Source organism: Kribbella hippodromi (assembly GCF_039531045.1).
GTDB lineage: Bacteria > Actinomycetota > Actinomycetes > Propionibacteriales > Kribbellaceae > Kribbella > Kribbella hippodromi.
Genome location: NZ_BAAAPH010000006.1, coordinates 143,805 through 169,328 on the forward strand (window position 1 = coordinate 143,805; position 25,524 = coordinate 169,328).

Consider the following 25,524-nt stretch of genomic DNA (forward strand, 5'->3'; position numbering starts at 1 on the left):
ATGCCCTCGAACTTCGACCAGCCGTGGCCGGCCCGGGACGATCTCCGAATTCGCTCGGTGCAGGCGATCGTGACCGCCCCGCAAGGCATCCCGCTGGTGATCGTGAAGATCGAAACCACCGAACCCGGCCTGTACGGGCTCGGGTGCGCGACATTCACTCAGCGCTGGAAGGCGGTCCGGACGTTCATCGACGAGCACGTGTCCCGGCTGCTCGTCGGCCGCTATCCGGGTGACATCGGCGACCTGACCCGCCTGATCGGCTTCTCCGGGTACTGGCGCGGCGGCCCGGTGACGAACAACGCGATCTCCGGGATCGACCAGGCGCTGTGGGACATCGCCGGCAAGCGCGCCGGCATGCCCGTGTACGAACTGCTCGGCGGCAAGGTCCGCGCCGCCGCCGACACGTACCTCCACGCCAGCGGCAAGACGATCGAGGACACGCTCGACCACGCCAAGACCCTGATCGACCAGGGCCTGCGGCACATCCGGCTGCAGGTCTCGACGCCGGGCGGCGGCGGGTACGGGGCGCCGCAGGTGCCGACGCTCTACCCGGACGCGCCGTACCGCAACGGCTGGTCGGCGCGCGACTATCTGCGCACCACGCCGGAGCTGTTCGCCGAGGCGCGGCAGGTGCTGCCGGACAACATCGAGTTGCTCCACGACGTGCACTCCCGGCTGACGCCGAAGGAGGCTGTGCTGCTGGCGCGGTCGCTCGAGCCGTACCGGCTGTTCTTCCTGGAGGACGTGCTGGCGCCGGAGTACTGGGATCGGCTGCCCGAGGTACGGGCCGCGTCGCCGGTGCCGTTGGCTGTCGGTGAGTTGACCACGTCGATGACCGACGCGGTGCGGTTGATCCGGGATCACGGCGTGGACTTCATCCGGTCGCACGTTTCGGATATCGGTGGGCTCACCGCGGCGCGGAAGCTGGCCGATCTCGCGGAGCTTTGCGGCGTACGCACCGCCTGGCACGGACCGGGTGACACGTCACCGATCGGTGCCGCGGCGAACGTTGCGCTGGACGTCACGTCGGTTGCCTTCGGCATCCAAGAGGGGCACCTCTACAACGACGCGACGTACGAGGTCTTCCCGGGCACGTTGCGGATCGAGGACGGCTGGCTGCGGCCGAACGAGACGCCGGGCTGGGGAATCGACCTCGACCTGGAGGCGGCAGCGCGGTACCCGGCGGAGCTGTCCGGGCACGACGAGTGGGCCGCCGGGGTGCGACGGCCCGACGGAGCGCTCGAAGCACCGTGATCGGTACCCGGCGGCAGTACGATCGCGGCTGAGAGGGGGAGATGGAGATGAGCGAGTCAGGCGGACCGGTCGTTGATGCGCTTCAGCGGGCGGGCGCGAACCAGTACGACCTGGGGTCGTTCAACGAGGCAGTGATCATCGAGACGATCCGGCTGGCGGGCATCATCAGCCGGACCGAGATCTCCCAGCGGACCGGTCTCACCCAGCAGTCGGTGTCGCGGATTCTGCGCATCCTGCTCCAGCAAGGCCTGCTGGTGGAGGAAGCGCAGGAGCGTGCCGAGCGCCTCGGCAAGCCGCGGACGCCGGTCCGGCTGCGGTCGAAGGCGGCGCATGCGGTCGGGATCCACATCGACCCCGAGCTGCTGACCGTTGCGGTGGTCGATCTGGACGGCGCGATCGTGCGGCGCGAGACGGTCGACCTGCCGAAGGACCTGGAGGCCGGGAAGCTCGTCGACCTGACCGCGGCGACGGTAACCGCGGCGTTGAACAGCAGCCGGGTCGATCCGGCCTCGATGCTGGGCGTCGGCGTCGCCGTACCAGGTCCGATCGACGCCGACGGGTCGCTGCTCGCGCTGCCGCTGCAGCCGGCCTGGCGCGGGTTGCCGATCCGGAAGCTGCTGCAGGAGCGGCTGAATCATCCGGTGCTGGTGGAGAAGGACGGTACGGCGGCCGCGACGGGTGAACGATGGATCGGCCGGTCGGCACGGGCGCGGGACTTCGCGTACCTCTATCTGGGTACGGGCGTCGGCACCGGGCTGATCCTGAACGGCTCGATCTACCGGGGCGGTACGGCGAACGCGGGTGAGTTCGGCCAAGTTGCCGCGCTGCGGGTGGGGGAGTGGGACGCGGAGAACGGTCCGCGGCTCGTACGCGAATGCAATCCGACCGCGTCGTTGCCGGTGATCGCGGCCGAGTTCGGGTACGTGGAGAAGGACGCGAACGCGACCGACGAGGCGAAGCGGTACAAGGCGGTGTGCAAGGCGGTCGCCGACGGTGACGAGGCGGCGGTGCGGGCGGTCACGCAGATCGCGCGGGTGATCGGTCAGGGCGCGGTCGGTCTGGTCGACCTGCTCGACATCGACCTGGTGGTGCTCGGTGGGCCGGCGTTCATGCCGGAGATCTCGGCGATCTTCCTGGCCGAGATCGGGCGCGCGGTGAACGCGCATCCGCTCGCCCGCGAGACCCGGCCGGTCGAGGTCGAGGAGTCGATCCTGCAGACCGATGCCGCCGCGATCGGGGCGGCATCGACGATCTTCCACGACGCGTTCACCCCGCGGGTTTCCGGCTCGAGTCAGGCACGTAGGCTGCCGAAGTGATCGCACCTCGCCAACTGACCGCCTCGGTTGAGCTCCGGATTTCCGCCCTGGACGATGCCGCCGCCATCGCCGACGCACAGGTCCGCAGCCGTGAACATCTGCGGCCGTGGGAGCCGGCCCGGACCGAGCATTGGTTCACCACCGCCGGGCAGTTGGAGCGGCTGGTTTATCAGCTGGATCGGTACAAGACCGGGCACGCGGTGCCGTGGGTGCTGGCGGAAGGCTCTCGGATCGTTGGTGCGATCACGTTGAGCGATCTGGTGCCCGGTCCGTTTCGTAGTGCGAGCTTGGGTTATTGGCTGGCGCCGGAGGTGCTTGGGCGTGGGTTGGCGACGTTGGCGGTCGAGGCGGTGGCCTCAATCTCCGATCAGGAATTGAAACTGCATCGGATCGAGGCCAGTACGCTCACCGGGAACGTGGCGTCGCAGCGGGTGCTGGAGCGCACTGGTTTCCACCAGATCGGGATGGCGCCTACGTACCTGCACATCGACGGGTCTTGGCAGGACTGCAACCTGTATCAGCGCATCCTCAACTCGCGGGCGCCTGGCGCCTGATACCTCGCGAGACGTCCACGTCGTCGTACCTGCCTTCGAGTACGTCGATGAACTCGACCGGGCGTTGCAGGGTGGACGCCACGTACACCGCGCGGACCGTGGCCAGCGCGTCGATCGCGTCGTGGACGGTGATCGCGGGTGGGGTGCTGTTGGTGATCGCCTGCAGGATGTCGTCGTACTGGGCGGTGTGACGGCCTGGTTCGCCTGGTTCGATGACTGCTTCTTGTTTGACGCCGTCGAGGTGCAGGCGGCGGAGGCGGTCGTTCTCGACTTCGGCGCCGCCCTTGGTGCCGTGCACCGAGACCCGCGTACGGCTGCCCGGGAACGCGGCGGTGGTTGCGTGGAGCGTACCGACTGCGCCGTTTTCGAAGGTCAACGTCGCGACGACGGTGTCTTCGACTTCGATCGCGTGGTGGGCGGCGCGGATCGCCTGCGCCTGGATCGTGACCGGGCGGCCCATGAACCAGAGCATCAGGTCGACGGTGTGTACGCCCTGGTTCATCAGCGCGCCGCCGCCGTCCTGCGCCCAGGTACCGCGCCAGCCGGCGGACGCGTAGTACTCGTCACTGCGCCACCACGCGACTGTCGCGACCGCCGACGTGAGCTGGCCGAACCGGCCTGCGTCGATCGCCTGCTTCACGGTCGCACTGCCGGCGTCGAAGCGATGCTGGCTGATCACGGATGCGAGTACGCCGTGGTTCGCCGCGCGGGTGACCGCCGCGCCGAGCCGACGGGCGCGTACTAGGTCGACATCGAGCGGTTTCTCGATGATGACGTGCTTCTTCTGCTCGAGAGCTTCCTCGGCTAGGGCGGCATGCGTACCGCTTGGGGTGCAGATGGCGACGAGCGACACATCTGCCTCGGCCAGGGCGGTGGTTAGGTTGTCGTACGTGTTCGGTTCTTGGCCTAGGGCGGCGAGTTCGGCTTTGAGCGCGGCGCGGGCGGCCGGGTCGCTGTCGACCAGGGCGGTGACGACAGCGTCGGGTCGGGCCGCGATCGTCTGGGCGTGGGTGCGTCCGATAATCCCGCACCCGACAATCGCGACGTAGTGCTGTGGGTCGGTCATCCCGCTCCTAGGTCCGAGGCTTCTCGGCAAACGCTATCCGAGAACCTCGCCCGCCGCGACCGCGGCCGCGCGCTTACTTCAACCAAGCGTGTTACTCACACTCCGCCCGCTCCGCCTCCTCATCCGCGCGCAGAGCGCGGCAGCTCAGCGGAAGGCGTCGGCGTTGCGGGTGACCCAGTCGGCGAAGCTCCGCGGTGCGCGACCCAGGATGTGTTGGACATCGGGACTGACCTCCTGCTCGCCTGGCGTGGGGGAGCCGAGTATGTCGAGCGTCGACTCGACGACCGGCGCCGGCATGAAGGCCAGCATGCCCTGACGCGCTTGCTCGCGGGTCAGCTCGGTGACCTGAATCGGCGTACCGAGCACCTCCTGGATAGCCGCGGCCTGCTGCCGGGGTGAGACTGCGGCCGGACCGGTCAGCGTGTACGTCGCATTGGCGTGCCCGTCCTCGATCAGGGCAGCAGCCGCCACGTCCGCGATGTCCGCCGGATCGACCGCGGGCAGTGCGACATCCACGAAAGGTGCTTGGATCACGTGATGGCTGCGGATCGATTCGGCCCACGCGTACGCGTTGCTGGCGAAGTTTCCCGGCCGGAGAATCGTCCACTCCAGCCCCGATCCGGTGACCGCATCCTCATGAATCGACGGATGCCGCTTGGTACCAACCCCTTGCGACGACAACAGCACCACCCGCCGTACACCCGCCGTGCGTACCACCTCGACCACGTCCTGAAGGTTGCCACGAGCAAGGAAGTCCGCGGCGGTCAGCAGAAACACAGCCTTGGCACCCTCAAGCGCAGGCGCCAAAGTGTGCGGTTGGGTCAGATCCACCCGGTACCCGTCGGCGGCGTGCCGCGACACTGCGCGAACTTCCTCCCCAGCGGCCTGAAGCGTGCTGACAAGCGGACGACCTACGTTGCCTGTTGCTCCGGTAATAACAATCATAGGTACGACGCTAGTTGCCCAGGCATAGTAGGTACCTAGAGGATAGTATTGCGTTTGTGACCGAGCCCACTGTTGCCGCCGCTGACTCCGCCGACGCCGCCGTCGGAGCTGCCGACCCCGCCCATGCTGCCGTCGGAGCTGCTGATGCGGCCGGCCCCGCCGCTGTCGATCCAGTACAGGCCTGCCCGATCGCGCCGGTGGTCGACCTGGTCTTCAGCCGCTGGACCACCCCGATCCTCTGGACCCTGAACGAATACGGCCGCCAGCGCTTCGTGGAACTCCAGTCCCGGATCGGCTCGATCACCCCCAAGGTCCTCACCCAGCGCCTCCGCCAACTGGAACGCGACGGCCTGATCACCCGCACCTACTACGCCGAAGTCCCACCCCGCGTCGAATACGAGATCAGCCCACTCGGCCGCACCCTCGCCCCCCTCTTCCACTCCCTGGCCACCTGGTCCCCCAACCTGGCCAAGGTAGAAGCCGCCCGCCACCACTACGACACCACCCAACCACCCCACCGCCGCCCATAACACCCAACCAACCCCATCCACCACAGCAGCCTCGCGCCGCCCGAGCAACCCAACCACCCGTACCATCGCCGTACCGAAGAACGGGTAGTCATGGCCACCTCCGCCACGCCCTGAGCCTCCAGCACCCACGTGCGTCAGCTCCTGACCGCACCACCACCCGTTCCTCGGTACCGGTCCGCCGCTGGGGTGGCTTCAAGCACAGGCAACCCGGCCGCATCCCACCACAGCCCCGCGACTCGCCGGACCCTCCACAGCAGCAGCAATCACCACGCACACCCTTCGCAACGCCCACCGCAACGCCCGCCACGAGCACCGACCTCCGCGCCGGCGAGGCGCACCCGTCATCACGTTCGCCACGCACCCCCACCGCCACCTACCCCACCGCCGGGTACGTCCAGTGCCACGCCCGCCACGAGCACCGACCTCCGCGCCGGCGAGGCGCACCCGTCACCACGTTCGCCACGTACACCTACCAGTGCGTCCACCACGGGCCTGAGGCGCTTCAGGGGTCGACCCCTGAAGCGGTGGGTTGACCCCCGAGAATTCCAGGGGGCAACCCTTCATCTCAGGGGCCAAGCGGCGTTCTGACTGATCGGTGACCTGAGAGACCTTGGAGGGGTTGACGGGTCGAAGCTCCATCGGGGTGCGGCCCGTACACGCGGTGCCGCGGAGGTCCGGGGGGTGCGGGCCGTGCCCGGCGTGCGCCGTCACAAGGGTGGTTATCCGCGCATGTGGTGGGTTCTCCACTCGTATGGCGGTGGAGAACCCACCACGCGGGTGGAGAACGCAGCACGCGGGTGGAGAACCCGCCGAGCGGGTGGATATCCACTCGTGTGGGGGGCGGTGGGTCAGGCTGGGATTAGGTCTCGGGTGGGGAGGGTGGCTAGGAGGGCGAGGAAGTGCTGAGTGGCGGCGGGGAGGGGGAGGAGGCCGGCTTCGTGGTGGTGCCAGTTGTAGGTGTGGGCGCCGTGGATGGTGCGTTCGGCGAGTGGGGTGGCGTACCGGCTGAGGACGGTGCGGGTGGGGCCGGTTTGGGGGTGGTGGTCGCCGCAGCCGCATTCGGCGGGGATGGTGATGGTGGTGAGGGCGTCGGGGGCGTACGTGCGCAGCCGGAGCGTGGTGCCGCGGGCGGTGAAATGCGCGATCGTTGCATCAGGCAACTGAACCAGCAGCTCGACCGGGACGGCGTGCGAACCGGGGAGCAGGCGGAGACCACGAGAAGCGAACAGGTCGGCGAGAGCCGGGAGATTCATGCGGGATTCCTGTGAATGCTGTGTCGGCGGGCGGGCCACGGAAAGGGTCAGGGCCTCGAGCGCCGGAGTCGTCGGCGCGCGTCAGCTACAACACTGACAACAGCAACAACACAGCATCCGCATGCGGACGATCATGACAGCACCCGAACCCGTTCACCAAACACCGTCCGCAATCTGGGACGACTGTCCGTGATGTGTCAGCAAGCGCGCCGTCGGGAGCAGTTGAAGCTCGGCAACCGTACGGGACGGATGCCGAGCTGACTGTTCGGTTTGAGCTGGGGGCGGGGGTCAGTCGGCTTTCTTGCCGAACATGATTTCGTCCCAGCTCGGTACGCTGGCGCGCTTGTTCCGCCGGGCCGGCTTCTTCTTCGGCTCCGCTGGGGTGTCGTCAGCCGACTCAGCCGTTTGGGCAGCGTCGGCGCCATCCGGAAGCGTCGGCTGAGCACTGGCCGCCGGGGCATCCGACGCCGGCCGCGTGGACTCGGGGGACCGCGGATCGGCTGGGCGCGGACTGGTGTTGGCCGGCTCGGACGAGCGGGCATCCGCAGGGCGCCGGTCCGGCTGGTGGGTGCGGCTCTGGGGGGACTCCGGCGTGGGCGGTTGGGTGGTGCGTCGGTCGGTTGGGTGGGACCCGGGTTGGGTGGGCTCTGCCGTGCGGGGATCCGCGGGGCGGAGATCAGCCGGGCGGGTACCGCTCTGAGCGGGTTCCGACGTGCGTGCTTCCGACCTACGTGCTTCCGCCGGGCGGGTCTCGCTCGGGGTGGGGTCGGAGGTGCGGGTTTCCGCGGGGCGTTGGTCCGTGGAGCGGGGTGGCTCGGTGGGCTCAGGGCTGCGGGTTGGGTGGTCGGGGCGGGGGCGGTCGCCGGCGTAGTTCTCCGCGGGGGAGGCGTAGGCGGGGGGATCGGTGGGGCGTTCTACCGCGCGGACCGACGGGCGGGGCGCGGGCGGCTGGTCGAGGGGTACGTCGATGAGGGTTGGCTCTTCGTCGGGGTTCGGCACGGAGTGCACGCGCCGCGGACCGCGACCGGCATCACGCGCGCTTTCACGACCGGCGTCACGTGCAGTTTCGCGCCCGAAGTCCCGACCGGCATCCCGGCCGTCGCCGCTCTCACGCCCACCTTCGACACCGAAGTCGCGCCCGCCGTCATCGCGCCCCGTGTCAGCGGTAAATCCGCGCCCGTCCCGTCCGAAGTCCGAGCGGTCTGCGCCGCTCTCGTCGTCGCGGCCGAAGGTGCGGGACTCGCGGGAAACCGGGTGGTTTCGGCGGCGGAGGCCGATGGTGTCTTCGAAGCCGGCTTCGTAGCTGTCGGCGCCGTGGTCGGGGGCGAGGGAGGGGTCGATGTCGGCGACCGCGGCGAGGCGGCGTTCGCCCGGGTGCGGCTGGACGGGAGCGGGTACGACCTGCGGCTGCTCACCCACCAGCCACCGTGCTTCGTCGTCATCAGGCACCGCGTACCGCCCAGGAGCGTCGTACGCGAACATGGCGATCTTCTCGTCCTTCTGTTCCGCCTCGACCTCGGACTCGACGAAGTACGAAACCCGCACCGCCCACCGGCCGTCCTCGCGCCGCCAGGCGTCCCATTCAGCGGATGCGGGGTCGACCTGACGAGTACGCAGCCGGTCGGTGACCCAAGCGCCGAGGTTCCGGGTGGGTGCGTCACCGCCGCCGCGCCGTCGGACGGAGGCGCGCTGGGCGAGGTTCGCGATGTGGTCCCGCTCGGCCAGGACCGGGCCCGCGAACGCCATCACGCGCTCCATCGGCATCTGCGCGACGGCGGCCACCGCCTCGGGACTTTCGCCGGCCCGGATCCGGGCCTGGATGTCTCGTGGGCGCAGCGCGCTCTCCATTTGAATCTCCAGCTGGCCGAGTCGGGCACGGTCGCCGCGGAGGGCCGCACGCAACCGGTCGTCGACCGGTACGGCGAACTCTTCACCCGTCTCCGCCATCGCCAGGACGAGCTGTTGACCGTCCTGGCTCAGACCGACGAGCCTCGCCTCGCGCATTGACCTTGTTCTCCTGTGCGGTTCTCGACAGTCTCTCCCGGGACGTGCTGCCTGACCAAGACCGGCGCGCCGTGCCGTCCGGTCATTGTGGAGGTTACGTCACGAAATCACATCTTGCCTGGTCACCAGGGTCCTCCTGGTCACACCAGTCACATTAGCCACAACACCGTGTGACCACTGACAACGACTCAGCGGGTACTCAGCAGGGACTCAACTCGCGTACGCCGAACGCACCGCCAGCGCCCGCGCCACATCGTCCGAACCGTCCCCGATCGACCGCCGGATCCCGGCCGCGACCGACTCGTCCGCGAGCAACCCACCGGCGAGATCAACCACCCGCTGCTCAATCGAATACCGCGGAAAGGCGAGCTTCGCGCAGGTCGCGACCACCCAACCGGAGCGCAGCTTCTCGGTACCGGCGATCTCCGCGAAGTACCGGTCCACGTACGCCGCCGTCAGCGACTCCTGCGCCGGATGCCAGAACCCTTCACAGGCCGCGTACAACTCGTAGTTCGGCAGCTCCGCGTCCGTCATGATCTGCGCCCAAGCCCGCTCTTTCGCCGCGGCGGTCGGCAGCGCGGCCCGGCACCGGGTGGCGTGCACGACGCCCTCCGACGACGAGTCCCGAGTCAGCTCAGCGTCGATCTCAGCGTCACCAACCGCACCGAGCCGAGCGAGCTGCAACGTCACCAGCCACCGCAGGTCAGCATCCATCGTCACCCCAGTGGGTACGCCGGAACCCGCGAGCCACCCCTTGAGCCGCTCCACGTCATCGCTGAACCGCACAAACCCACGCGCCACCGACAACTGCACACTGCTCTCCGGCTCCACCGTCTCCAGCCGTGCGGCGATCAGGTCAGCCAGCTGACCCCGGTACGGCTCGTACGGCAGGTACACGCCCAGCAGATGCGTACTCGCCCAGGTCAGCAACGTGGAAACACCGATGTCGCTCTGCTCACTCGGCAGCATCCCGAGCACCACGTCGAACCCGACCTTCGGATCGAGCTCGGCGTCCGCGACCGCGTCCCGGACACTGTTCAGGACGACGGCCCGCGTCACCCCGTCCTCGATCTTCGGCAGCACCGCCGCGAGGTTCGCCAGGCTGTCCGCGTCGAGACGGATCTTGGCCCAGCTGTCATCACCCGCGTCCGGGATCACCACGGCGACCGACGGGTCGAGCGCCACGTCCACCTCGTCCGCGTCGACCAGTACGTCGACCGTCGTGGCGCGTCCGTCCATGTCGTACCCGGCGACCGTCAGCTTGTGCGGTCGCGCCGCCGGGTACGCGGCCGGCGCCTCCCGCTGCAGCTTGATCCCGGTCGCGGTCCGCGTCGCGCTGATCGTGTCCAGCCCGGGCGTACGCAGCCACGCCTGCGCCCAGTCGTCCAGCCCGACCGCGCCGGCCTCGGTCCACTTCGCCAGCAGGTCCGCGAAGGTCGCGTTGCCGAACTCGTTCGCCGCGATGTGCGCGTTCACCCCGGCCAGGAACACGTCATCGCCCAGGTACGCCGCCAGCTGCTTCAGCACAGCCGCGCCCTTGGCGTACGAGATGCCGTCGAAATCGTCCAGCGAAGCGAGCGCGTCCTTGACCGCATCGGCCGCGACCGGGTGCGTCGACGACCGCTGATCGGCCTGCAGACCCCACCATTTGCGCATGTACGCGAAGTCGATCCAGTTGTCGGTGTACTGGGTCGCGCTCGTCGCCACGCGATGCGCCATGTACTCGGCGAAGGACTCGTTCAGCCAGAGGTCGTTCCACCACTGCATCGTCACGGTGTCGCCGAACCACTGGTGCGCCATCTCGTGCACGATCGTCCGCGCCCGCTGGCTGCGCTCGTTGTCGGTCACCGCCGAGCGGAACACCATGGCGTCGCGGAAGGTCACGCAGCCCGGGTTCTCCATCGCGCCGGCGTTGAACTCCGGGACGAACGCCTGGTGGTACTCACCGAACGGGTACCGATGGCTGAACATCCGGTGGTACTCGTCGAACGACTGCTTGGTGACCTCGAAGATGTCCGCGGCCTCGCGGTCCAGCGCCTCCTTCAGCGACTGCCGCGAGACCACGCTCAGCGCGATCCCGTCGTGGGTGTCGGTGAGCTGGTGGTACGGACCGGCGACGATGGTGACGAAGTACGTCGACAGCGGCTTGGTCTCGGCCAGCTCCCAGCGGCCGGGGGACACCTGGGTGGCGGCGCCGTTGCCGAGCACCAGCCACTCCTCGGGCGCGGTGATCTTGAACCGGTACGGCGCCTTCAGGTCCGGCTGGTCGAAGCACGCGAAGATCCGCGGCGCGGCGTCGAGGAAGGACATCGCGTACGTGTACGCGAGACCGTCCGCGGCATCGACTGCCCGGTGCAGTCCCTCGCCGTCGTGCGAGTACAGCATGGTGGCGACCACGACGAGCTCGTTCTCCGGCTGCAGCCCGGTCAGCTCGAGCCGGCCGTCGTTCAGGCCCGCGACGTCGACCGCCGCGCCGTTCAGGGTGACCGAGCTCAGCTCGTCCGGCTTCACGTCCACCCAGCTCGACGGCGCGGTCGCCGCGAACTTGATCGTGGTGCTGGAGCCGAACGTCCGCTCGCCCTGGGTCAGGTCGAGGTCGACGTCGTACGAGTGGACGGAGAGCGCGGCGGCCCGGGTGCGGGCGCCGTCGACGGTAAGACTCGGCATGAACGCCACCTTATGCGGTGATTAGGCTGAGCACATGGGCGATATGGAGTACCGGCAATTGGGTGACTCGGGTCTGACCGTGAGTGTGGTCGGGCTGGGCTGTAACAACTTCGGGCGGCGGCTGGACGCGGCGCGTACGGACGCGGTGGTGAATGCCGCGGTTGACGCTGGAATCACCCTGTTCGACACCGCCGACATCTACCGCGGCGAGCACGGGTTCAGCGAGGAGCTGCTCGGCAAGGCGCTCGGCGCGCGCCGCGACGAGGTGGTGATCGCCACCAAGTTCGGCGGCGACATGCAGGGCGCGAACGGCCCCGATTGGGGCGTACGTGGCTCCCGCCGGTACATCCGGAAAGCGGTCGAAGCGAGTCTCCAACGCCTCGGTACGGACTGGATCGACCTCTACCAGCTGCACTTCCCGGACCCGGTCACCCCGATCGAGGAGACCCTGGCCGCGCTGTCCGAGCTTGTTGCCGAGGGCAAGGTCCGGTACATCGGCAGCTCGCAGTTCGCCGCCTGGCAGGTGGTGGACGCGGACTGGACCGCCCGCTCGAACGGGCTGGAGCACTTCATCAGCGCCCAGAACCAGTACTCCCTGCTCGAACGCGACGTCGAGGACGAGCTCGTACCGGCCTGTGAGCAGCTCGGGCTCGGGATCCTGCCGTTCTTCCCGCTCGCCTCCGGCCTGCTCACCGGCAAGTACAAGCGCGGCGCCGGCGCGCCGGACGGGACCCGGCTGGCAGGTCAGCCGGAGCGGCTGGCGCGGGCCGACTTCGACAAGCTCGAGGCTCTCGAGACGTTCGCGGCCGAGCGTGAACTGACCATGATCGACATCGCGATCGGCGGCCTGGCCGCCCAGCCCGCGGTCGCGTCCGTGATCGCCGGCGCCACCAGCCCGGAGCAGATCGCCCAGAACGTCGCCGCCGGCGCCTGGGACCCGACCCCCGCCGACCTCGCCGTCCTGGACGACCTGACGTGACCCTCATTCTGCTGCCGCCGTCCGAGGGAAAGAGCGGACGGTCGCGCGGCCGGGCCGTCGATTTCTCCACGCTGTCGTTCCCGGAGCTGAACCCGGTCCGCGAGCAAGTCCTGGAGACGCTCGCGAAGGTCTCCGCCTCGGCCGACGCGTTCGACGTACTCGATGTCGGCGCCTCGCTGCAGGCCGAGGTCGAGCGCAACACCCGCTGGCGTACGGAGCCGTCGGTGCCCGTCTCCGAGCTGTACTCCGGGGTGCTGTACGACGCGCTCGGCTACGCCACCCTCTCCGCCGGTACGAAGCGCCGCGCCGCGAACCGGTTGCTCGTCATCTCCGCGGCGTGGGGCGCACTTCGCCCGGCGGATCGCGTCCCGCCGTACCGGCTGTCGATGGGTACGACCCTGCCCGGCCACGGACCACTCGCCTCGGTCTGGCGCGATCCGCTCGGCAACGCCCTCGCCGAGGTCGACGGCGTGATCGTGGACTGCCGCTCGTCGACGTACGTGGCCGCGTGGCGCCCCACCGGCGCACAAGCCGAGAAATGGGTGGCTGTGAACGTGGTCCGCGAACGCGACGGCGTCCGCACGGTCGTGTCGCACAACGCGAAACACACCCGCGGCCTGGTCGCCCGGCACCTGCTCGAATCCGGCAAGGACCCGGGCACTCCGAAGTCGCTGCACAAGCTGATCGGTGAACGCTGGAACGCCGAGCTGGATCGCGCGGCGACCGGCTGGACGCTCACCGTCGTCGAACACGACTGACGTTCACCCGACTGTAACTGGTGAGTGGTTTCCTACCCTGCGTGACCAGGGAAGGCTCAGGGGCGTACGTCAGGGGGACCGCCCAACCCTTCGGAGGCCTGACCGATGCCCCGCATCACCACGCGCATCACCACGCATGTCACCGTGCGCATCACGACGCGCATGACCGCCCTTGCCACCGCCCTGGCAGCCATCGCGACCACCTGGACGCTGAGCGCCGCGCCGGCGCTCGCGTCCCCACCGACCCCGCCGTCGGCGACCACCGCGGCGACCCAGCTGGCCAGCCTGACCGTGAAGACGGAAGGGTCGACGACCGGCTACAGCCGGGACAAGTTCCCGCACTGGATCAACCAGTCCGGCACCTGTGACACCCGCGAGGAAGTACTGAAGCGCGACGGCACCGGCGTGACCGTCGACAGCAGCTGCCAGCCGACGGCCGGCCGCTGGTACAGCGTGTATGACGCCACGTACATCAACGACTCGTCCGGTGTCGACATCGACCACATCGTGCCGCTCGCCGAGGCGTGGAAGTCCGGTGCGAGCGGGTGGACCCAGGCCAAGCGCCAGGAGTTCGCGAACAACCTGACCATCTCGCAGCTGATCGCGGTGTCGGCGTCGAGCAACCGCTCGAAGGGCGACCGCGACCCGTCCGAGTGGAAGCCGACCAACACCTCGGTGCATTGCGTGTACGCACGCGAGTGGATCTGGGTGAAGTACACGTACAAGCTGTCGCTGCAGTCGGCGGAGAAGACCGCGCTGCAGCAGATGCTGGCGACCTGCTAGGCGTACGCCAGTCGACCTCTAGGCGTCCGCTAGTCGTCCTCTAGTCGTCCTCGAGCAGGTGGCGGCGCTGGGCGTGAATCCCGGCCTGGAACCGGGTCCGCGCGCCCAGTGTCTCCATCAGCTCGGCGACGCGCCGCCCGACCGTCCGGCTGCTCAACGCGAGCTGCCGGGCGATCGCGTCGTCCTTGAACCCGGCCGCGAGCAGCGTCATCAACCGCGCATCGGTCGGGTCCGCCTTCGCGGTCGGCACGACCGGCACCGCCTGGTCCCAGAGCAGCCAGAACATCTCCATCAGCGCATCCAGCAGCGCACAGGGGTGTACGACGAGTGCGCTGTCGGTCAACTGATCCACCGACAGCGGCAGCAGCGCCGCCTTCGCGTCGAACACGGCCAGCTTCATCGGCAGCTGCGGATGTACACGCGACGTCTCGCCGGCATCAGCCGCGCTGTACGCCTCGTCGACGCCGCCGGGGATATCCAGCGAATCGGGGGAGTAGATGCCATGCACCACCACCCCGTCACCGAGTAGCCCGCGGACCGTGGTGTCGGACTTCTCGGCCTGCGCCGCGTACGGCGGCCGGTCGAGCACCATCAGCTGGTTCTTCGTCCCGTTCAGCAACTGGGCGAACCGGGCGGCGATCGCGTCCTGACCCACGATCACCTCGACCAGGTTCTCCGGGCGGTGCTGCTCCTGGGCCCGGACCTCCGACAGCAGCACCCGCGCCTCGGCGCGGACCCGGTCCAGCTCGGCCCGGCGGACGGCGACCAGCGCGTCGACCGCCACATCGGGCCGGGTCGGCAGCAACCGCACCGGCTCGTCGGAGGTGACGGTCAGCAGACCGAGCTTCTCCAGCCGCTCGACCGTCGCGACCAGGTCCTGCTCGTCTCGGCCAAGATGCCCCGCGAGCTCACGGATGTCACAGCCGGGCGCGGCCAGCAGCGCCCGGTAGGCCTCTTCATCGGGCGGCTCCACCCCCACCATCTCCAGCATCCGATCAGGCTATCTCGTCCGTTGGACAGGCTCGACCGGTTTGGCGACTTCGCGCCATGTCCGGGACAAGCCAAGACAAACCAGCACAGGGCGAGGTGCGCCTACCTCCGGATGGGGTATGTCTGACTGTGCCGGGCGCGCGCGGATCGGACAGGGGACGTCCGGTCAAGCCTCAACGCGCGCGCCCGCCCTTCGCACCTGCTTCACCCGCAGGTAGCTGCGCCAGATCACGCGCTGCAGCAACAGCGTCACCACACCGGCCGCCGTCATCCCGGCCAGGTTGATCCCGAGCTGCGCGGCCGAGCCACCGATCTGATGCGGCGCCCACAGCGCGACCGACAAGGCCAGATCACCCGCGGCCGGGACAGTGGTCACCGAGATGAACACCCCGACCAGCGCATTGCCCCGCCCGGCCGTCTGCGACAGCACACCGGCGCATCCCGCCAGTACGGCAACCACCGCCGACCAGCGATCCGGCCGCCAGATGAAACCGGTCAGCGGCCGGGCCGCGGTCACATCCGACGCGTCCACCCATCCGACCGCGCGGGCCAGCAGGGCGGCAAGTGCGGTCAGTACGATCGCCAGCACGAACCCCTTCACGAGCAGCATCAGGGACCGCTTGGTCAGCCCACCTTTCCGCAGGAACAGGCCCACGGCAAGCGCCGCCACCACCCCGAACTCGGGTCCGACCACCATCGCCCCGACGACCAGGATCGACGAGTCGGTGACCACCGCGACCGAGGCGATCATCGTCGCCAGCGTGAGGAACACGTAGTACACCCAGGAGCCGCCGGCCTCGTTGTACGCCTGGTCGACCACGACATCCCAGATCACCGCGTCGTCCGGTGCGCCGGGCGCTGCCTTCTCCGCGGCCTGGGCGTTCCGCGACGGCATGGAATCCGTCGAGGTCAGCGCCACCGAGCCGTCCTCGTAGAGGCCTTCGGCCTTCAGCCGGACCAGGAGATCCGAGGTCGCCTCACGAGTGACATCGCACTCGATCAGGTCACCGGCCGGACGGTGCGCCGCCCCGGGTACGCGAATCACGCTGGACACGCCGGGGTCGGCGACAAGCCCGTCCAGTACCCGCTCGCTGCGGTCCGGCGGAACGATCAGACGAAGGTGCATCACGGGCGCCATGTTCCCAGCCCGGAGGTCACCATCCGGCCACGGCACACCGGCTCACACGCCGTACCGCTGGCGGCGGGGATGAGGATATGGTCCACTGACGCACCGAATCCAGGGAGGCACGATGAGTGACATTGCCGTTCCGCAGACCGGTGAGCGCCCCGAACTGAAGCGGGTGATGGGGCCCGGGCTGCTGCTCCTGTTCGTCGTCGGCGACATCCTCGGCACCGGCGTCTACGCGCTGACCGGCAAGGTCGCGGGCGAGGTCGGCGGCGCGGTCTGGCTGCCGTTCCTGTGCGCGTTCATCGTCGCGATGCTGACCGCGACCAGCTACCTGGAACTCGTCACCAAGTACCCCAAGGCCGGCGGCGCCGCGGTGTACACGCACAAGGCGTTCGGCATCCACTTCCTCACCTTCCTGCTGACCTTCGCGGTGATGTGCTCCGGCCTCACCTCGGCGTCCAGCGCGTCGAAGGCGTTCGCGGCGAACTTCTTCTCCGCCGCGCACCTCGACCCGGACCGCGGCGCACTGCTGATGATCACCGCGCTCGGCTTCATGACCCTGATCGCGCTGGTCAACCTGCGCGGCGTCGGCGAAAGCGTGAAGGCGAACGTCGTACTCACCCTGGTCGAGCTGAGCGGGCTGCTGATCGTGATCGGGATCGGCGCCTGGGCGCTGCTCGGTGGTGACGGCGACACCTCGCGGCTGACCGAGTTCAAGGTGCCGGACGGTGAGTCGCCGTTCGGCGCGGTCACCGCCGCGACCGCGCTGGCGTTCTTCGCGATGGTCGGCTTCGAGGACTCGGTGAACATGGCCGAGGAGACCAAGGACCCGGTCCGGATCTTCCCGCGGATGATGCTGATCGGGTTGAGCATCACCGGCGTCATCTACGTACTGGTCGCGATCTCCGCCGTCGCACTGGTCTCGCCGGACGAGCTGAACAAGGGCGCGACCCCGCTGCTGAAGGTCGTCCAGGCCGGTGCGCCCGGCTTCCCGCTCGAGGTGTTCGCCTGGATCACGATGTTCGCGGTCGCCAACTCGGCGCTGATCAACATGCTGATGGCAAGCCGGTTGCTGTACGGGATGTCGCACGAGAAGGTACTGCCCGGTCCGCTCGGGCGGGTGCTGCACAAGCGGCGTACGCCGTACATCGCGATCCTCTTTACCACGCTGCTCGCGTTCTTCCTGATCGGGTACGCGGACCTGGCGGCGCTCGGTGGGACGACCGCGTTCCTGCTCTTGTGTGTGTTCGCGATCGTGAACTTCGCGGTGCTGGTGCTGCGCAAGGACAAGGTCGAGCACAAGCACTTCCACGCGCCGACCGCGCTGCCGGTGCTCGGCATCGTGCTGTGCGTGTACCTGGCCAGCCCGCTGTCCGGCCGGGACTCGGCGGACTACAAGGTGGCCGGCTGGTTGATGCTGGTCGGCGTGCTGCTGTGGGCGCTGACCTGGGTGCTGAACAAGTACGTGTTCAAGCGGCGGGCCGACTTCGATCCGTCGCACCTCGACCCGCAAGGCCCGGTGAACTGACCGGCAGGAAGACCGCGACCAGCACGGTCGCGAGGGCAGCGGTTCCGGTGGCGACCGCGATCCAGCCGAGGGCCGGGTACCCGGCGCCGGCGTCGATCGCGATCGCACCGAGCCAGGGACCGGCGGTGATGCCGACGTTGAACGCGGAGAAGTTCGTCGCGGTCGCGAGCGTGGACCGGTCACCGGCCAGGCTGAACACGCGCGCGTTCAGCGCCGGGTTCGCCGCGAACCCGAACCCACCGAGCAGCACGATCACCGGGATCGCGATCAGCGGCGAGCTCGCGGTCAGCGCGAGGACGGCGGACAGCGCGATCAGGCCGGCGATGCTGATGAACAGCGTGTGGAAGGGCATCGCGTCGGCGAACCGGCCGCCGAGCGTGATCCCGATGAAGGAGCCGAGGCCGTACAGCGCGAGTACGCCCGGGACCGCTCCGGCCGGCAGATGTGTCGTGCCGGTGAGCAAGGGCGCGAGGTAGCTGAACAGGACGAGGATCGTCGCCGTCACCAGCGCAGTGGTCGCGAACGCGAGCCACAACCGCGCGTTCACCAGCGCCCGCAGCTCGTCACCGAGCCGCGGCGCGGTCGCCGGATCGGGACGGCCGGCCGGAACTGTGGTCACCACGCCGGCCATCGCGAGTACACAGAGCCCGGCGACGGTCCAGAACGCGGAGCGCCAGCCGAGGTGCTGTCCTAGAACGGTGCCGAGGGGGAGACCGACGATGGTCGCGATCGTCAGGCCGCCGGTGACGATACTCATCGCCCGCGCACGGCTGCCGGAGCGTACGAGCGCGACCACCGTGACGGCGGCGACCGACCAGAACCCGGCGTACACGAACGCGCCGACGATCCGGGTCAGCAGCAGCACCGTGTAGTTCGGCGTCAGCGCGCCGGCGACATGGGTGAGCGCGAAGATGGTCAGGAAGACCAGCAGCGCCGTCCGCCGCGACCAGGTGAGCGTGACCACCGCCAGCACCGGGGCGCCGACGAGCATCCCGGCCGCGAACGCGGAGATCAGCAGGCCGGCCTGCGGGATCGTGACGTGCAGGTCGGCAGCCAGCTCCGGCAGCAGCCCGGCGAGCATCAGCTCGGACGTGCCCTGCGCGAAGATGCTCAGGCCAAGGACATAGACGGCGATCGGCATCGTTCCCCCTCACTCGACGACAGCCACTCGCAGTATCGCAGAGATCACTTTCCGTCGTCGCCGCGCTTGTCACTGGGTGAGACTTGGCGCGGTACGGCATTGTTATTGCATGAGCTTTCAGACTCCGGCCAAGCGGAGCGGGCGGGCTGTGGACACTGCCACGGTAGGCGGTGGCCTGAAGCTGCTCGGCGTCCTGGTCGGGCTGATGTGGCTCAGCGAAATCATCGACACCGCGACGCACGGCGCGCTCGATCAGTACGGGATCATCGCCCGCGAACCGCGCGGCCTGATCGGCATCCTGACCGCGCCGTTCCTGCACCTCGGCTTCGGTCATCTGATCTCGAACACGCTGCCGCTGGTCACGCTCGGCGCACTGATCGCGATCAGCGGCGCGGCCCGGCTGTTCGCGGTGACCGCGATCGTCACCGTGATCGGCGGCTTCGGGACCTGGCTGGTCTCACCTTCGAACACGATCACGATCGGCGCGAGCGGTCTGGTGTTCGGGTACGCGTCGTATCTGATCTTGCGCGGGCTGTTCAACCGGCGGATCAGCCAGGTGCTCGTCGGCGTACTGGTCGTGGTCGTGTGGGGGAGCGCCCTACTCGGCGGACTGCTCCCGCAGGACGGGATCTCCTGGCAAGGCCACCTCTTCGGCGGCATCGCCGGAGTCCTCGCAGCCTGGGTCCTGTCCGAGGACAAACAGGAACGCACCGCCGGCCGAAGCATCTACCCCCGCCGCAGCATCTAGCCGACGCGTTCAGCGTCGGGCGGGGGCGTTAGCGTCGGCTGAGGTGTTTACGTGAGTGTGCCGGGGTCGGTGTTCGCACCGCACACCACCACGACGACCCGCTCGTCGGCGGCCGGGCGGTAGGCGCCGGAAGTCAGGGCCGCGTATGCGGTCGCGCCGCCGTGCTCGGCCGCCAGGTGGTGGTCCCGCCACAACTCCTTGCGAGCGGCAACGATCGCGTCGTCGTCGACCAGGACCGACCGTACGCCGTGCTCCCGCGCCGCCGCGAAGGCCAGCTCACCGAGCCGCCGCGCACCGAGCGAGTCCGCGGCCACCCCACCCACCGGGCCATCGGTCGGCAAACCGGCCTCCAGCGCGCGATGCATGGCCGACGCGAGCACCGGCTCCACACCGATGACCTGTGCGTTCTTGCCGATCGCCGTCGCGATCCCAGCAATCAACCCGCCACCACCGACAGCAACCAGCACCGTGTCGAACGCGCCGACCTGCTCCAGCAGCTCAAGCCCAACCGTGCCCTGACCCGCGACGATCTCGGGCTGGTCATAGGCGTGCACCAACACGGCGCCCGACTCTTCCCGAGCAGTTTCCGCGGCCTGGTACGCCTCCGCGTACTCGCTGCCGACCTGCACGATCTCCGCCCCGAGCGTCCGCAACTTGCCGAGCTTCGCCGCGGGCGTCGTCTCCGGAACGAAGATCCGCGCCGGTACGCCGAGCTCCCGCGCCGCGTACGCCGCCGCCAGCCCGTGATTGCCGCCGGACGCCGCAACGATGCCCTGACCGGTCAACTCGCCGCGATCCTTCGCCGCCAGCAACCGGTTGAACGCGCCCCGCGCCTTGAACGAGCCGGTGTGCTGCAGCAGTTCCAGCTTGAAGGTGAGGCGCGGCGCCACCTCGATGACCGGGGTCCGGCGGACCCGCCCCTCGATCCGTTCCGCGGCCGCCCGGACATCATCGACACTTAACGTCATGCCTCAACCCTGCCACGATGGTGAACAGGCAACGGACTGGAGGCCACCTGATGGGCGCGTACGAGGACAGCTACCGGCGGAGCCTGGACGACCCGGACGGCTTCTGGCTCGACGCGGCCGATGCGATCAGCTGGACGCGACGCCCGGCCCGCGCGATCGACGCGACGAACGCACCGATCTACCGCTGGTTTCCCGACGGCGAGCTGAATACGTCCTACAACGCCTTGGACCGGCACATCGAGGCCGGCAACGGTGATCGGACCGCGCTGATCTACGACTCACCAGTCACCGGTGGCGGGGCCTCGTTCACGTACGCACAACTGCGCTCGCAGGTGGCGACCTTTGCCGGGGCGCTGGCGTCACTTGGAGTCGGCAAGGGCGATCGGGTGATCGTGTACATGCCGATGGTCCCGGAAGCGGTCGTGGCGATGCTGGCCTGTGCGCGGCTGGGCGCGATCCATTCAGTCGTGTTCGGTGGATTCGCGCCGCGCGAGTTGGCTGCCCGGATCGACGATGCGACGCCGAAGGTCATTGTCGCCGCGTCGTGCGGGATCGAGCCGGCGCGGGTGGTCGAGTACAAGCCGATCATCGACCAGGCGTTGGAGCTCGCGCAGCACCGGCCCGTACACACCGTGATCCTGCAGCGCCCGGCGGCCCCGGCTGAGCTCGGCGCGCGGGACCTCGACTGGAGCACGCTGATCGCCGACGCGGCCCCGGTCGAACCAGTGCCGGTGGCGGCGACCGATCCTCTGTACATCCTCTACACGTCCGGCACGACGGGACGGCCGAAGGGCGTGGTCCGCGACAACGGCGGGCACGCGGTCGCGCTCGCTTGGACGATGCGCAACGTGTACGACATCGGGCCGGGTGACGTGTGGTGGACCGCTTCGGATGTCGGGTGGGTCGTCGGGCACTCGTACATCGTGTACGCGCCACTGCTCGTCGGAGCGACGACTGTGTTGTACGAAGGCAAGCCGGTCGGTACGCCGGACGCGGGCGCGTTCTGGCGCGTCATTTCGGAGCATGGCGCGAAGGCGTTGTTCACCGCGCCGACGGCGATCCGGGCGATCAAGAAGGTCGATCCATCGGCGGGTGAGCTCGCGCGGTACGCGCTGGACAGCTTCCGGACACTGTTCCTCGCGGGCGAGCGGCTCGATCCGGAGTCCTACCACTGGGCGCACGACCAGCTCGGCGTACCGGTCGTGGACCACTGGTGGCAGACCGAAACCGGCTGGCCGATCGCCGCCAACCCGCGCGGACTGGAACCGCTGCCGACCAAGCCGGGGTCGGCGACTGTGCCGATGCCGGGCTGGGACGTGCGGATCTTGGATGCTTCCGGCAAGGAACTGCAGCCCCACGAGGAGGGTGCGATCGCGATCAAGCTCCCGTTGCCGCCGGGCGCACTGCCGACGCTGTGGAGCGACGACCAGCGGTACATCGACAGCTACCTGAAGTCGTACGACGGGTACTACCTGACCGGCGACGGCGGCTACTTCGATGACGACGGGTACATCTTCGTGATGGGGCGTACCGACGATGTGATCAACGTGGCCGGGCATCGGTTGTCGACCGGGTCGATCGAAGCGGTGGTGGCGGCGCATCCGGCGGTTGCGGAGTGCGCGGTGATCGGGGTGCAGGACGCGTTGAAGGGACAGTTGCCGCGGGCATTCGTCGTACTGAAGGCCGGGGCGACTGTGGATCCCGAGGTGCTGCGGGACGAGCTGGTGACCGCGGTACGTCAGGAGATCGGACCGGTGGCGGCCTTCCGGGGAGTGTCGGTGGTGGATGCGCTGCCGAAGACACGGTCCGGGAAGATCCTCCGGAAGACGATGCGCGGCATCGCGGACGGCCGCGACGAACCCGTACCGTCCACCATCGAGGACCCCGCCGTACTCGACGCCCTCCGCCCGATCTTGAGGGTCAACCTCTGAAATCGCCCCTTCACCCCGCGGGTGCGGGCGGTGAAGGGGCAAGCTGAGGGGTTAACCCGCTGACTGGGCCCGGCGGTTAAGCTCGGGGTATGCGAGTCGTGATTGCGGGTGGACACGGGCAGATCGCGCTGCGGCTGACGAAGCTGCTGAGCGGAGCGGGACACGAAGTGATCGGGCTGGTCCGCAATCCCGCGCATGACGCCGACGTTTCCGCGGCCGGTGGACGCGCCGCCGTGCTCGATCTCGAGCAGACCGACGCGGACGAGGTCGCCAAGGTATTGGCGGGCGCTGATGTCGCTGTCTTCGCGGCCGGTGCCGGACCGGGCAGTGGGAACGCGCGCAAGGACACGGTCGACCGCGGTGCGGCCGCGTTGTTCGCGGACGCGGCCGAGCAGGCAGGCGTACGCCGGCACCTTCAGGTCGGCTCGATGGGCGCCGACCGGGCCGACTCGCTCACCGACGACGCGACGTTCACCGTGTATCTGAAGGCCAAATGGGCGGCCGAGGAAGACCTCCGCGCCCGCGACCTGGACTGGACCATTCTCCGGCCCGGCAGCCTCACCGACGACCCAGGCACCGGATCGGTGCACCTGGCGGACAAGACCGGGAACGGCCGGATCAGCCGCGACGACGTCGCCCTGGTCCTGGCCGGCCTCTGTGACACTCCGGCCGCGATCGGCCGGACGCTCGAGCTGATCGCCGGCGACACTCCGGTCCAGGCGGCGCTCGAGTCCCTCTGAAGTTGCCACAAGCAACAGAATGGTTCAGGCAGATATGGCAGACACACTGCGGCAGGTCAGTTTCGAGCGCCTGGCGAACAGCAGCTACGAGGTGCGGAACGCCCGCGGCGGAAGCATCCGGGTCGGCTCTGGTGGCGCCGCCACCGACTTCACACCGGTGGAGTTGCTGCTGGCCGCGATCGGTACCTGCTCGGCGATCGACGTCGACGTCGTGGTCAGCCGGCGCGCCGAGCCGGACGAGTTCACCGCGGTGGTCCGCGGCGACAAGGTCCGGGACGCCGACGAAGGCAACCGGATGGAGAACCTGGCGGTCGAGTTCACGATCCGGTTCCCCGACGGCGAGGACGGCGACAAGGCACGCGAGGCACTGCCGCGCGCGGTGAAGATGTCCCACGACCGCCTCTGCACAGTCAGCCGGACGGTCGAGCTGGGCACCCCGGTCACGACGACCACCAACGACTGACTGGTACCTAAGGACGGGTAGTGCACTGGCGAGACGGTGTACGCGTGGCGGTGATTGCGCTCAGGTGCACTAGGTCAGCCGGTAGCACTACCTGTTCTTCGGTACCGCTTCAGCGGGCGAGGAACTCCCACGGCGGGCGCAGGCGGGTGCTGATGGCTGCCTGGGTGCGTTGGGCGTCGAGGAGGATGTTCGACGGGACGCCCGGGGTGGAGGGCAGAGCGTCCGGGTCGAGGCCATCGCGGATCGCGATCAGCCGGCCGAGCTGGTGCCGGCTGAGAGCTTCGGGTCCGGCAAGGTGGACAACTCCGGCGGCGTCGGACGGTAAGAGCTCCAGAAGCGCCGCCGCAAGATCCTCCACGTGAATCGGACACCGGATGTTGCCGGTAAAGAACGACTCCTGCCGGGCGGATGCTCCTTCAGCCGCGACGGAGCTGGGACACTGCGCCGAGGTGGCGAGGCGGCGTACTCGGAGTTCTTCGCCCGAGGTGCCGTCCGAGCCGACGATGATTGACGTTCGTGCGATGACTGCGGCTGGGGTGAGGGCCCGGATTGTGGTTTCGGCTGCCGCCTTCGCCGCTCCGTAAGCAGTCTCCGGATGCGGCGGCTCATCCTCCGTCCACGCGGACTTGCGCGACGAGAACACTGCATCACTCGACACGAACACCAACCGCGCGGCACCAGCCGCAAGCGCGACATTCACCGCACCGTCAGCTGTCGTAGCCCAGTCGTCCTGACGGTACGCGGCATGGATGATCCCGTCCGGCCGTACCGTACGAATCACTTCCCGTACCGCATCCCGGCGCCGTACATCGAGCCGTACACCACCATCGACCCCCGCCGAGTGGTACGCCGGCACGACCTCATGCCCGCGCAGCGCGGCCGACCGCAGCAACTCCCGCCCCAGCAGTCCGGCGGCACCAGTGACGAGCAACCTCACCCGAGAACCCTATGCCGTTCCAGCCGCCACCCGGCGGTCCGCGTGGCGCGCTTCACCTCGGCGACCGTCCGCACCTTCCGCGGCGTCATCCACGACTGCGACGGCTTGTGCAGCATCCACCCGTCGCCGATCGTCAACGCCGCGTGCTGCACCAGCCCGCCAAGGTCCCGCCAGACGAACACAGTCCCGGGTACGTCGTCGCGCCCGCCCCGTTCGGTGTGATTCGCCAGCCATTCCTCGAACGGCTCGCGCACCATCCACACCGTGTCCGCTCCCTCGACACCACTGGCCGCCATCACGGTCCCGAAGCAGTTCGGTCCGCTTCCGTGCGGGAACGTTCCGGCCAACTCGCGTACGCGCGGAAACGCCGCCGGCCACCGACGTACTTCCGCGTGCCGGCTCGGACCGAGATCCTCACTCACGATCGCCGGCAACACCCGCTCGGGTTCTCGGAGCAACGACTTCCACCACACGAATCGATGCCCGTCAGCCTGCGCGCGCACGTCCGGCCCGACCACACCCGCCCAGCGCCGAACAGTCGGCACGGCTCCGCGCCCGTAGTTCACCTGTGCTCGCACCAGGGCGGCTCGTGTTGCCGCGGGCAGTTGGCCGTACGCGGACTCGCTCAACCAGACCGTCCGCGCGGCCCGGGGATCGATCGCGTAGAAGCGGAAGGTGTCCCGGTTCTGCCGGTCCGGCTCTCGATCGTCCACCGCGAGCTTCCACTGCGTGGCTTGCTTCCTGGTGACGAAGAACGGCTGCTCATCGGGTGCGAGCCAGTCCACCCAGCGCTCCAGCAGTTCGGGGGAGACGTCGATACCCAGCACGGTCAGCACGCGC

General features: G+C 68.9%; 23 protein-coding genes. 12 read left to right on the forward strand and 11 right to left on the reverse strand.

What is annotated here, in order from left to right; genetic code table 11:
- The 3 genes from ABD260_RS11285 to ABD260_RS11295 are packed head-to-tail and all read left to right on the forward strand — an operon-like array spanning nt 1 to nt 3,124.
- Entirely contained in the window at nt 1–1,254 is a 1,254-nt protein-coding gene (locus ABD260_RS11285) for an enolase C-terminal domain-like protein (RefSeq protein WP_344233372.1), read from the forward strand.
- Between the two features lie 47 nt (nt 1,255–1,301).
- Nucleotides 1,302–2,570 (forward strand): ROK family transcriptional regulator, encoded by a 1,269-nt coding sequence (locus ABD260_RS11290; protein WP_344233373.1) that lies wholly within the window; start codon nt 1,302–1,304, stop codon nt 2,568–2,570.
- The gene (locus ABD260_RS11295; protein ID WP_344233374.1) at nt 2,567–3,124 is read left to right on the forward strand and encodes a GNAT family N-acetyltransferase; all 558 of its coding nucleotides are present in this window, start codon (nt 2,567–2,569) and stop codon (nt 3,122–3,124) included. Before ABD260_RS11290 ends, ABD260_RS11295 begins: the two co-directional genes overlap by 4 nt.
- Here the strand turns inward: ABD260_RS11295 and ABD260_RS11300 are convergent.
- Nucleotides 3,099–4,190 (reverse strand): Gfo/Idh/MocA family protein, encoded by a 1,092-nt coding sequence (locus ABD260_RS11300; RefSeq protein WP_344233375.1) that lies wholly within the window; start codon nt 4,188–4,190, stop codon nt 3,099–3,101. The two genes, ABD260_RS11295 and ABD260_RS11300, sit on opposite strands and share 26 nt — an antisense overlap.
- A gap of 144 nt (nt 4,191–4,334) precedes the next feature.
- A complete protein-coding gene (locus ABD260_RS11305) occupies nt 4,335–5,135 on the reverse strand; it encodes an NAD(P)H-binding protein (protein ID WP_344233376.1) in 801 nt (266 codons plus the stop codon).
- 56 nt (nt 5,136–5,191) lie between these two features.
- On the opposite strand from ABD260_RS11305, the gene ABD260_RS11310 reads away from it, so the two are divergent.
- Nucleotides 5,192–5,665, forward strand: a complete 474-nt coding sequence (locus ABD260_RS11310) for a winged helix-turn-helix transcriptional regulator (protein ID WP_344233377.1) — start codon at nt 5,192–5,194, stop codon at nt 5,663–5,665.
- A gap of 848 nt (nt 5,666–6,513) precedes the next feature.
- Here the strand turns inward: ABD260_RS11310 and ABD260_RS11315 are convergent.
- From ABD260_RS11315 to pepN, 3 genes are all read right to left on the reverse strand, one after another.
- Nucleotides 6,514–6,918 (reverse strand): hypothetical protein, encoded by a 405-nt coding sequence (locus ABD260_RS11315; RefSeq protein ID WP_344233378.1) that lies wholly within the window; start codon nt 6,916–6,918, stop codon nt 6,514–6,516.
- A gap of 288 nt (nt 6,919–7,206) precedes the next feature.
- The gene (sepH, locus tag ABD260_RS11320; protein ID WP_344233379.1) at nt 7,207–8,922 is read right to left on the reverse strand and encodes a septation protein SepH; all 1,716 of its coding nucleotides are present in this window, start codon (nt 8,920–8,922) and stop codon (nt 7,207–7,209) included.
- A gap of 210 nt (nt 8,923–9,132) precedes the next feature.
- The gene (gene pepN / locus ABD260_RS11325; protein ID WP_344233380.1) at nt 9,133–11,589 is read right to left on the reverse strand and encodes an aminopeptidase N; all 2,457 of its coding nucleotides are present in this window, start codon (nt 11,587–11,589) and stop codon (nt 9,133–9,135) included.
- A gap of 34 nt (nt 11,590–11,623) precedes the next feature.
- On the opposite strand from pepN, the gene ABD260_RS11330 reads away from it, so the two are divergent.
- The 3 genes from ABD260_RS11330 (at nt 11,624) to ABD260_RS11340 (ending at nt 14,109) form a co-directional block, all read left to right on the forward strand.
- The gene (locus ABD260_RS11330) at nt 11,624–12,568 is read left to right on the forward strand and encodes an aldo/keto reductase (protein ID WP_344233381.1); all 945 of its coding nucleotides are present in this window, start codon (nt 11,624–11,626) and stop codon (nt 12,566–12,568) included.
- Nucleotides 12,565–13,326 (forward strand): YaaA family protein, encoded by a 762-nt coding sequence (locus ABD260_RS11335; RefSeq protein WP_344233382.1) that lies wholly within the window; start codon nt 12,565–12,567, stop codon nt 13,324–13,326. The genes ABD260_RS11330 and ABD260_RS11335 overlap by 4 nt, the downstream gene beginning before the upstream one ends.
- A 105-nt stretch (nt 13,327–13,431) precedes the next feature.
- Nucleotides 13,432–14,109 (forward strand): HNH endonuclease family protein, encoded by a 678-nt coding sequence (locus ABD260_RS11340; protein ID WP_344233383.1) that lies wholly within the window; start codon nt 13,432–13,434, stop codon nt 14,107–14,109.
- A 40-nt stretch (nt 14,110–14,149) separates the two neighbouring features.
- Here ABD260_RS11340 and ABD260_RS11345 read toward each other — a convergent pair whose 3' ends face one another.
- Entirely contained in the window at nt 14,150–15,100 is a 951-nt protein-coding gene (locus ABD260_RS11345) for a LuxR C-terminal-related transcriptional regulator (protein WP_344233384.1), read from the reverse strand.
- 165 nt (nt 15,101–15,265) lie between these two features.
- On the reverse strand, nt 15,266–16,225 hold the full coding sequence (locus tag ABD260_RS11350) for a DUF389 domain-containing protein (RefSeq protein WP_344233573.1): 960 nt from the start codon (nt 16,223–16,225) through the stop codon (nt 15,266–15,268).
- 124 nt (nt 16,226–16,349) lie between these two features.
- Here ABD260_RS11350 and ABD260_RS11355 point away from each other — a divergent pair, with 124 nt between their 5' ends.
- Complete coding sequence (locus tag ABD260_RS11355) at nt 16,350–17,756, forward strand: APC family permease (RefSeq protein ID WP_344233385.1); 1,407 nt, start codon at nt 16,350–16,352, stop codon at nt 17,754–17,756.
- Here ABD260_RS11355 and ABD260_RS11360 read toward each other — a convergent pair.
- Nucleotides 17,698–18,897, reverse strand: a complete 1,200-nt coding sequence (locus ABD260_RS11360; RefSeq protein WP_344233386.1) for a Cmx/CmrA family chloramphenicol efflux MFS transporter — start codon at nt 18,895–18,897, stop codon at nt 17,698–17,700. The two genes, ABD260_RS11355 and ABD260_RS11360, sit on opposite strands and share 59 nt — an antisense overlap.
- A 109-nt stretch (nt 18,898–19,006) precedes the next feature.
- On the opposite strand from ABD260_RS11360, the gene ABD260_RS11365 reads away from it, so the two are divergent.
- Complete coding sequence (locus tag ABD260_RS11365) at nt 19,007–19,645, forward strand: rhomboid family intramembrane serine protease (protein ID WP_344233387.1); 639 nt, start codon at nt 19,007–19,009, stop codon at nt 19,643–19,645.
- Between the two features lie 47 nt (nt 19,646–19,692).
- Here the strand turns inward: ABD260_RS11365 and ABD260_RS11370 are convergent, their stop codons facing one another.
- A complete protein-coding gene (locus ABD260_RS11370; protein WP_344233388.1) occupies nt 19,693–20,613 on the reverse strand; it encodes a threonine/serine dehydratase in 921 nt (306 codons plus the stop codon).
- A gap of 17 nt (nt 20,614–20,630) precedes the next feature.
- Between ABD260_RS11370 and ABD260_RS11375 the strand changes: the two genes are divergently transcribed.
- The 3 genes from ABD260_RS11375 to ABD260_RS11385 all read left to right on the forward strand — a co-directional run bounded on the left by ABD260_RS11375 (nt 20,631) and on the right by ABD260_RS11385 (nt 23,747).
- Nucleotides 20,631–22,544, forward strand: a complete 1,914-nt coding sequence (locus tag ABD260_RS11375; RefSeq protein WP_344233389.1) for a propionyl-CoA synthetase — start codon at nt 20,631–20,633, stop codon at nt 22,542–22,544.
- Nucleotides 22,545–22,633: 89 nt separating this feature from the next.
- Complete coding sequence (locus tag ABD260_RS11380) at nt 22,634–23,284, forward strand: SDR family oxidoreductase (RefSeq protein WP_344233390.1); 651 nt, start codon at nt 22,634–22,636, stop codon at nt 23,282–23,284.
- A gap of 34 nt (nt 23,285–23,318) precedes the next feature.
- Nucleotides 23,319–23,747: an OsmC family protein gene (locus tag ABD260_RS11385; protein WP_344233391.1), complete on the forward strand. Its 429-nt coding sequence runs from the start codon at nt 23,319–23,321 to the stop codon at nt 23,745–23,747.
- A gap of 109 nt (nt 23,748–23,856) precedes the next feature.
- Here ABD260_RS11385 and ABD260_RS11390 read toward each other — a convergent pair whose 3' ends face one another.
- Together ABD260_RS11390 and ABD260_RS11395 are read right to left on the reverse strand one after the other, a co-directional pair.
- Complete coding sequence (locus ABD260_RS11390) at nt 23,857–24,684, reverse strand: SDR family oxidoreductase (RefSeq protein WP_344233392.1); 828 nt, start codon at nt 24,682–24,684, stop codon at nt 23,857–23,859.
- Nucleotides 24,681–25,520: a hypothetical protein gene (locus ABD260_RS11395; RefSeq protein ID WP_344233393.1), complete on the reverse strand. Its 840-nt coding sequence runs from the start codon at nt 25,518–25,520 to the stop codon at nt 24,681–24,683. The genes ABD260_RS11390 and ABD260_RS11395 overlap by 4 nt, the downstream gene beginning before the upstream one ends.
- Between the last annotated feature and the right edge of the window lie 4 nt (nt 25,521–25,524).

Coding starts and splice junctions, on each gene's coding strand:
- ABD260_RS11370 (WP_344233388.1), bottom strand. CDS start 20,613: ATGACGTTAAGTGTCGATGATGTCCGGGCGGCCGCGGAACGGATCGAG.
- pepN (WP_344233380.1), bottom strand. CDS start 11,589: ATGCCGAGTCTTACCGTCGACGGCGCCCGCACCCGGGCCGCCGCGCTC.
- ABD260_RS11380 (WP_344233390.1), top strand. CDS start 22,634: ATGCGAGTCGTGATTGCGGGTGGACACGGGCAGATCGCGCTGCGGCTG.
- ABD260_RS11290 (WP_344233373.1), top strand. CDS start 1,302: ATGAGCGAGTCAGGCGGACCGGTCGTTGATGCGCTTCAGCGGGCGGGC.
- ABD260_RS11385 (WP_344233391.1), top strand. CDS start 23,319: ATGGCAGACACACTGCGGCAGGTCAGTTTCGAGCGCCTGGCGAACAGC.
- ABD260_RS11365 (WP_344233387.1), top strand. CDS start 19,007: ATGAGCTTTCAGACTCCGGCCAAGCGGAGCGGGCGGGCTGTGGACACT.
- ABD260_RS11330 (WP_344233381.1), top strand. CDS start 11,624: ATGGGCGATATGGAGTACCGGCAATTGGGTGACTCGGGTCTGACCGTG.
- sepH (WP_344233379.1), bottom strand. CDS start 8,922: ATGCGCGAGGCGAGGCTCGTCGGTCTGAGCCAGGACGGTCAACAGCTC.
- ABD260_RS11340 (WP_344233383.1), top strand. CDS start 13,432: ATGCCCCGCATCACCACGCGCATCACCACGCATGTCACCGTGCGCATC.
- ABD260_RS11350 (WP_344233573.1), bottom strand. CDS start 16,225: ATGCACCTTCGTCTGATCGTTCCGCCGGACCGCAGCGAGCGGGTACTG.
- ABD260_RS11360 (WP_344233386.1), bottom strand. CDS start 18,897: ATGCCGATCGCCGTCTATGTCCTTGGCCTGAGCATCTTCGCGCAGGGC.
- ABD260_RS11355 (WP_344233385.1), top strand. CDS start 16,350: ATGAGTGACATTGCCGTTCCGCAGACCGGTGAGCGCCCCGAACTGAAG.
- ABD260_RS11305 (WP_344233376.1), bottom strand. CDS start 5,135: ATGATTGTTATTACCGGAGCAACAGGCAACGTAGGTCGTCCGCTTGTC.
- ABD260_RS11375 (WP_344233389.1), top strand. CDS start 20,631: ATGGTGAACAGGCAACGGACTGGAGGCCACCTGATGGGCGCGTACGAG.
- ABD260_RS11300 (WP_344233375.1), bottom strand. CDS start 4,190: ATGACCGACCCACAGCACTACGTCGCGATTGTCGGGTGCGGGATTATC.
- ABD260_RS11345 (WP_344233384.1), bottom strand. CDS start 15,100: ATGCTGGAGATGGTGGGGGTGGAGCCGCCCGATGAAGAGGCCTACCGG.
- ABD260_RS11315 (WP_344233378.1), bottom strand. CDS start 6,918: ATGAATCTCCCGGCTCTCGCCGACCTGTTCGCTTCTCGTGGTCTCCGC.
- ABD260_RS11285 (WP_344233372.1), top strand. CDS start 1: ATGCCCTCGAACTTCGACCAGCCGTGGCCGGCCCGGGACGATCTCCGA.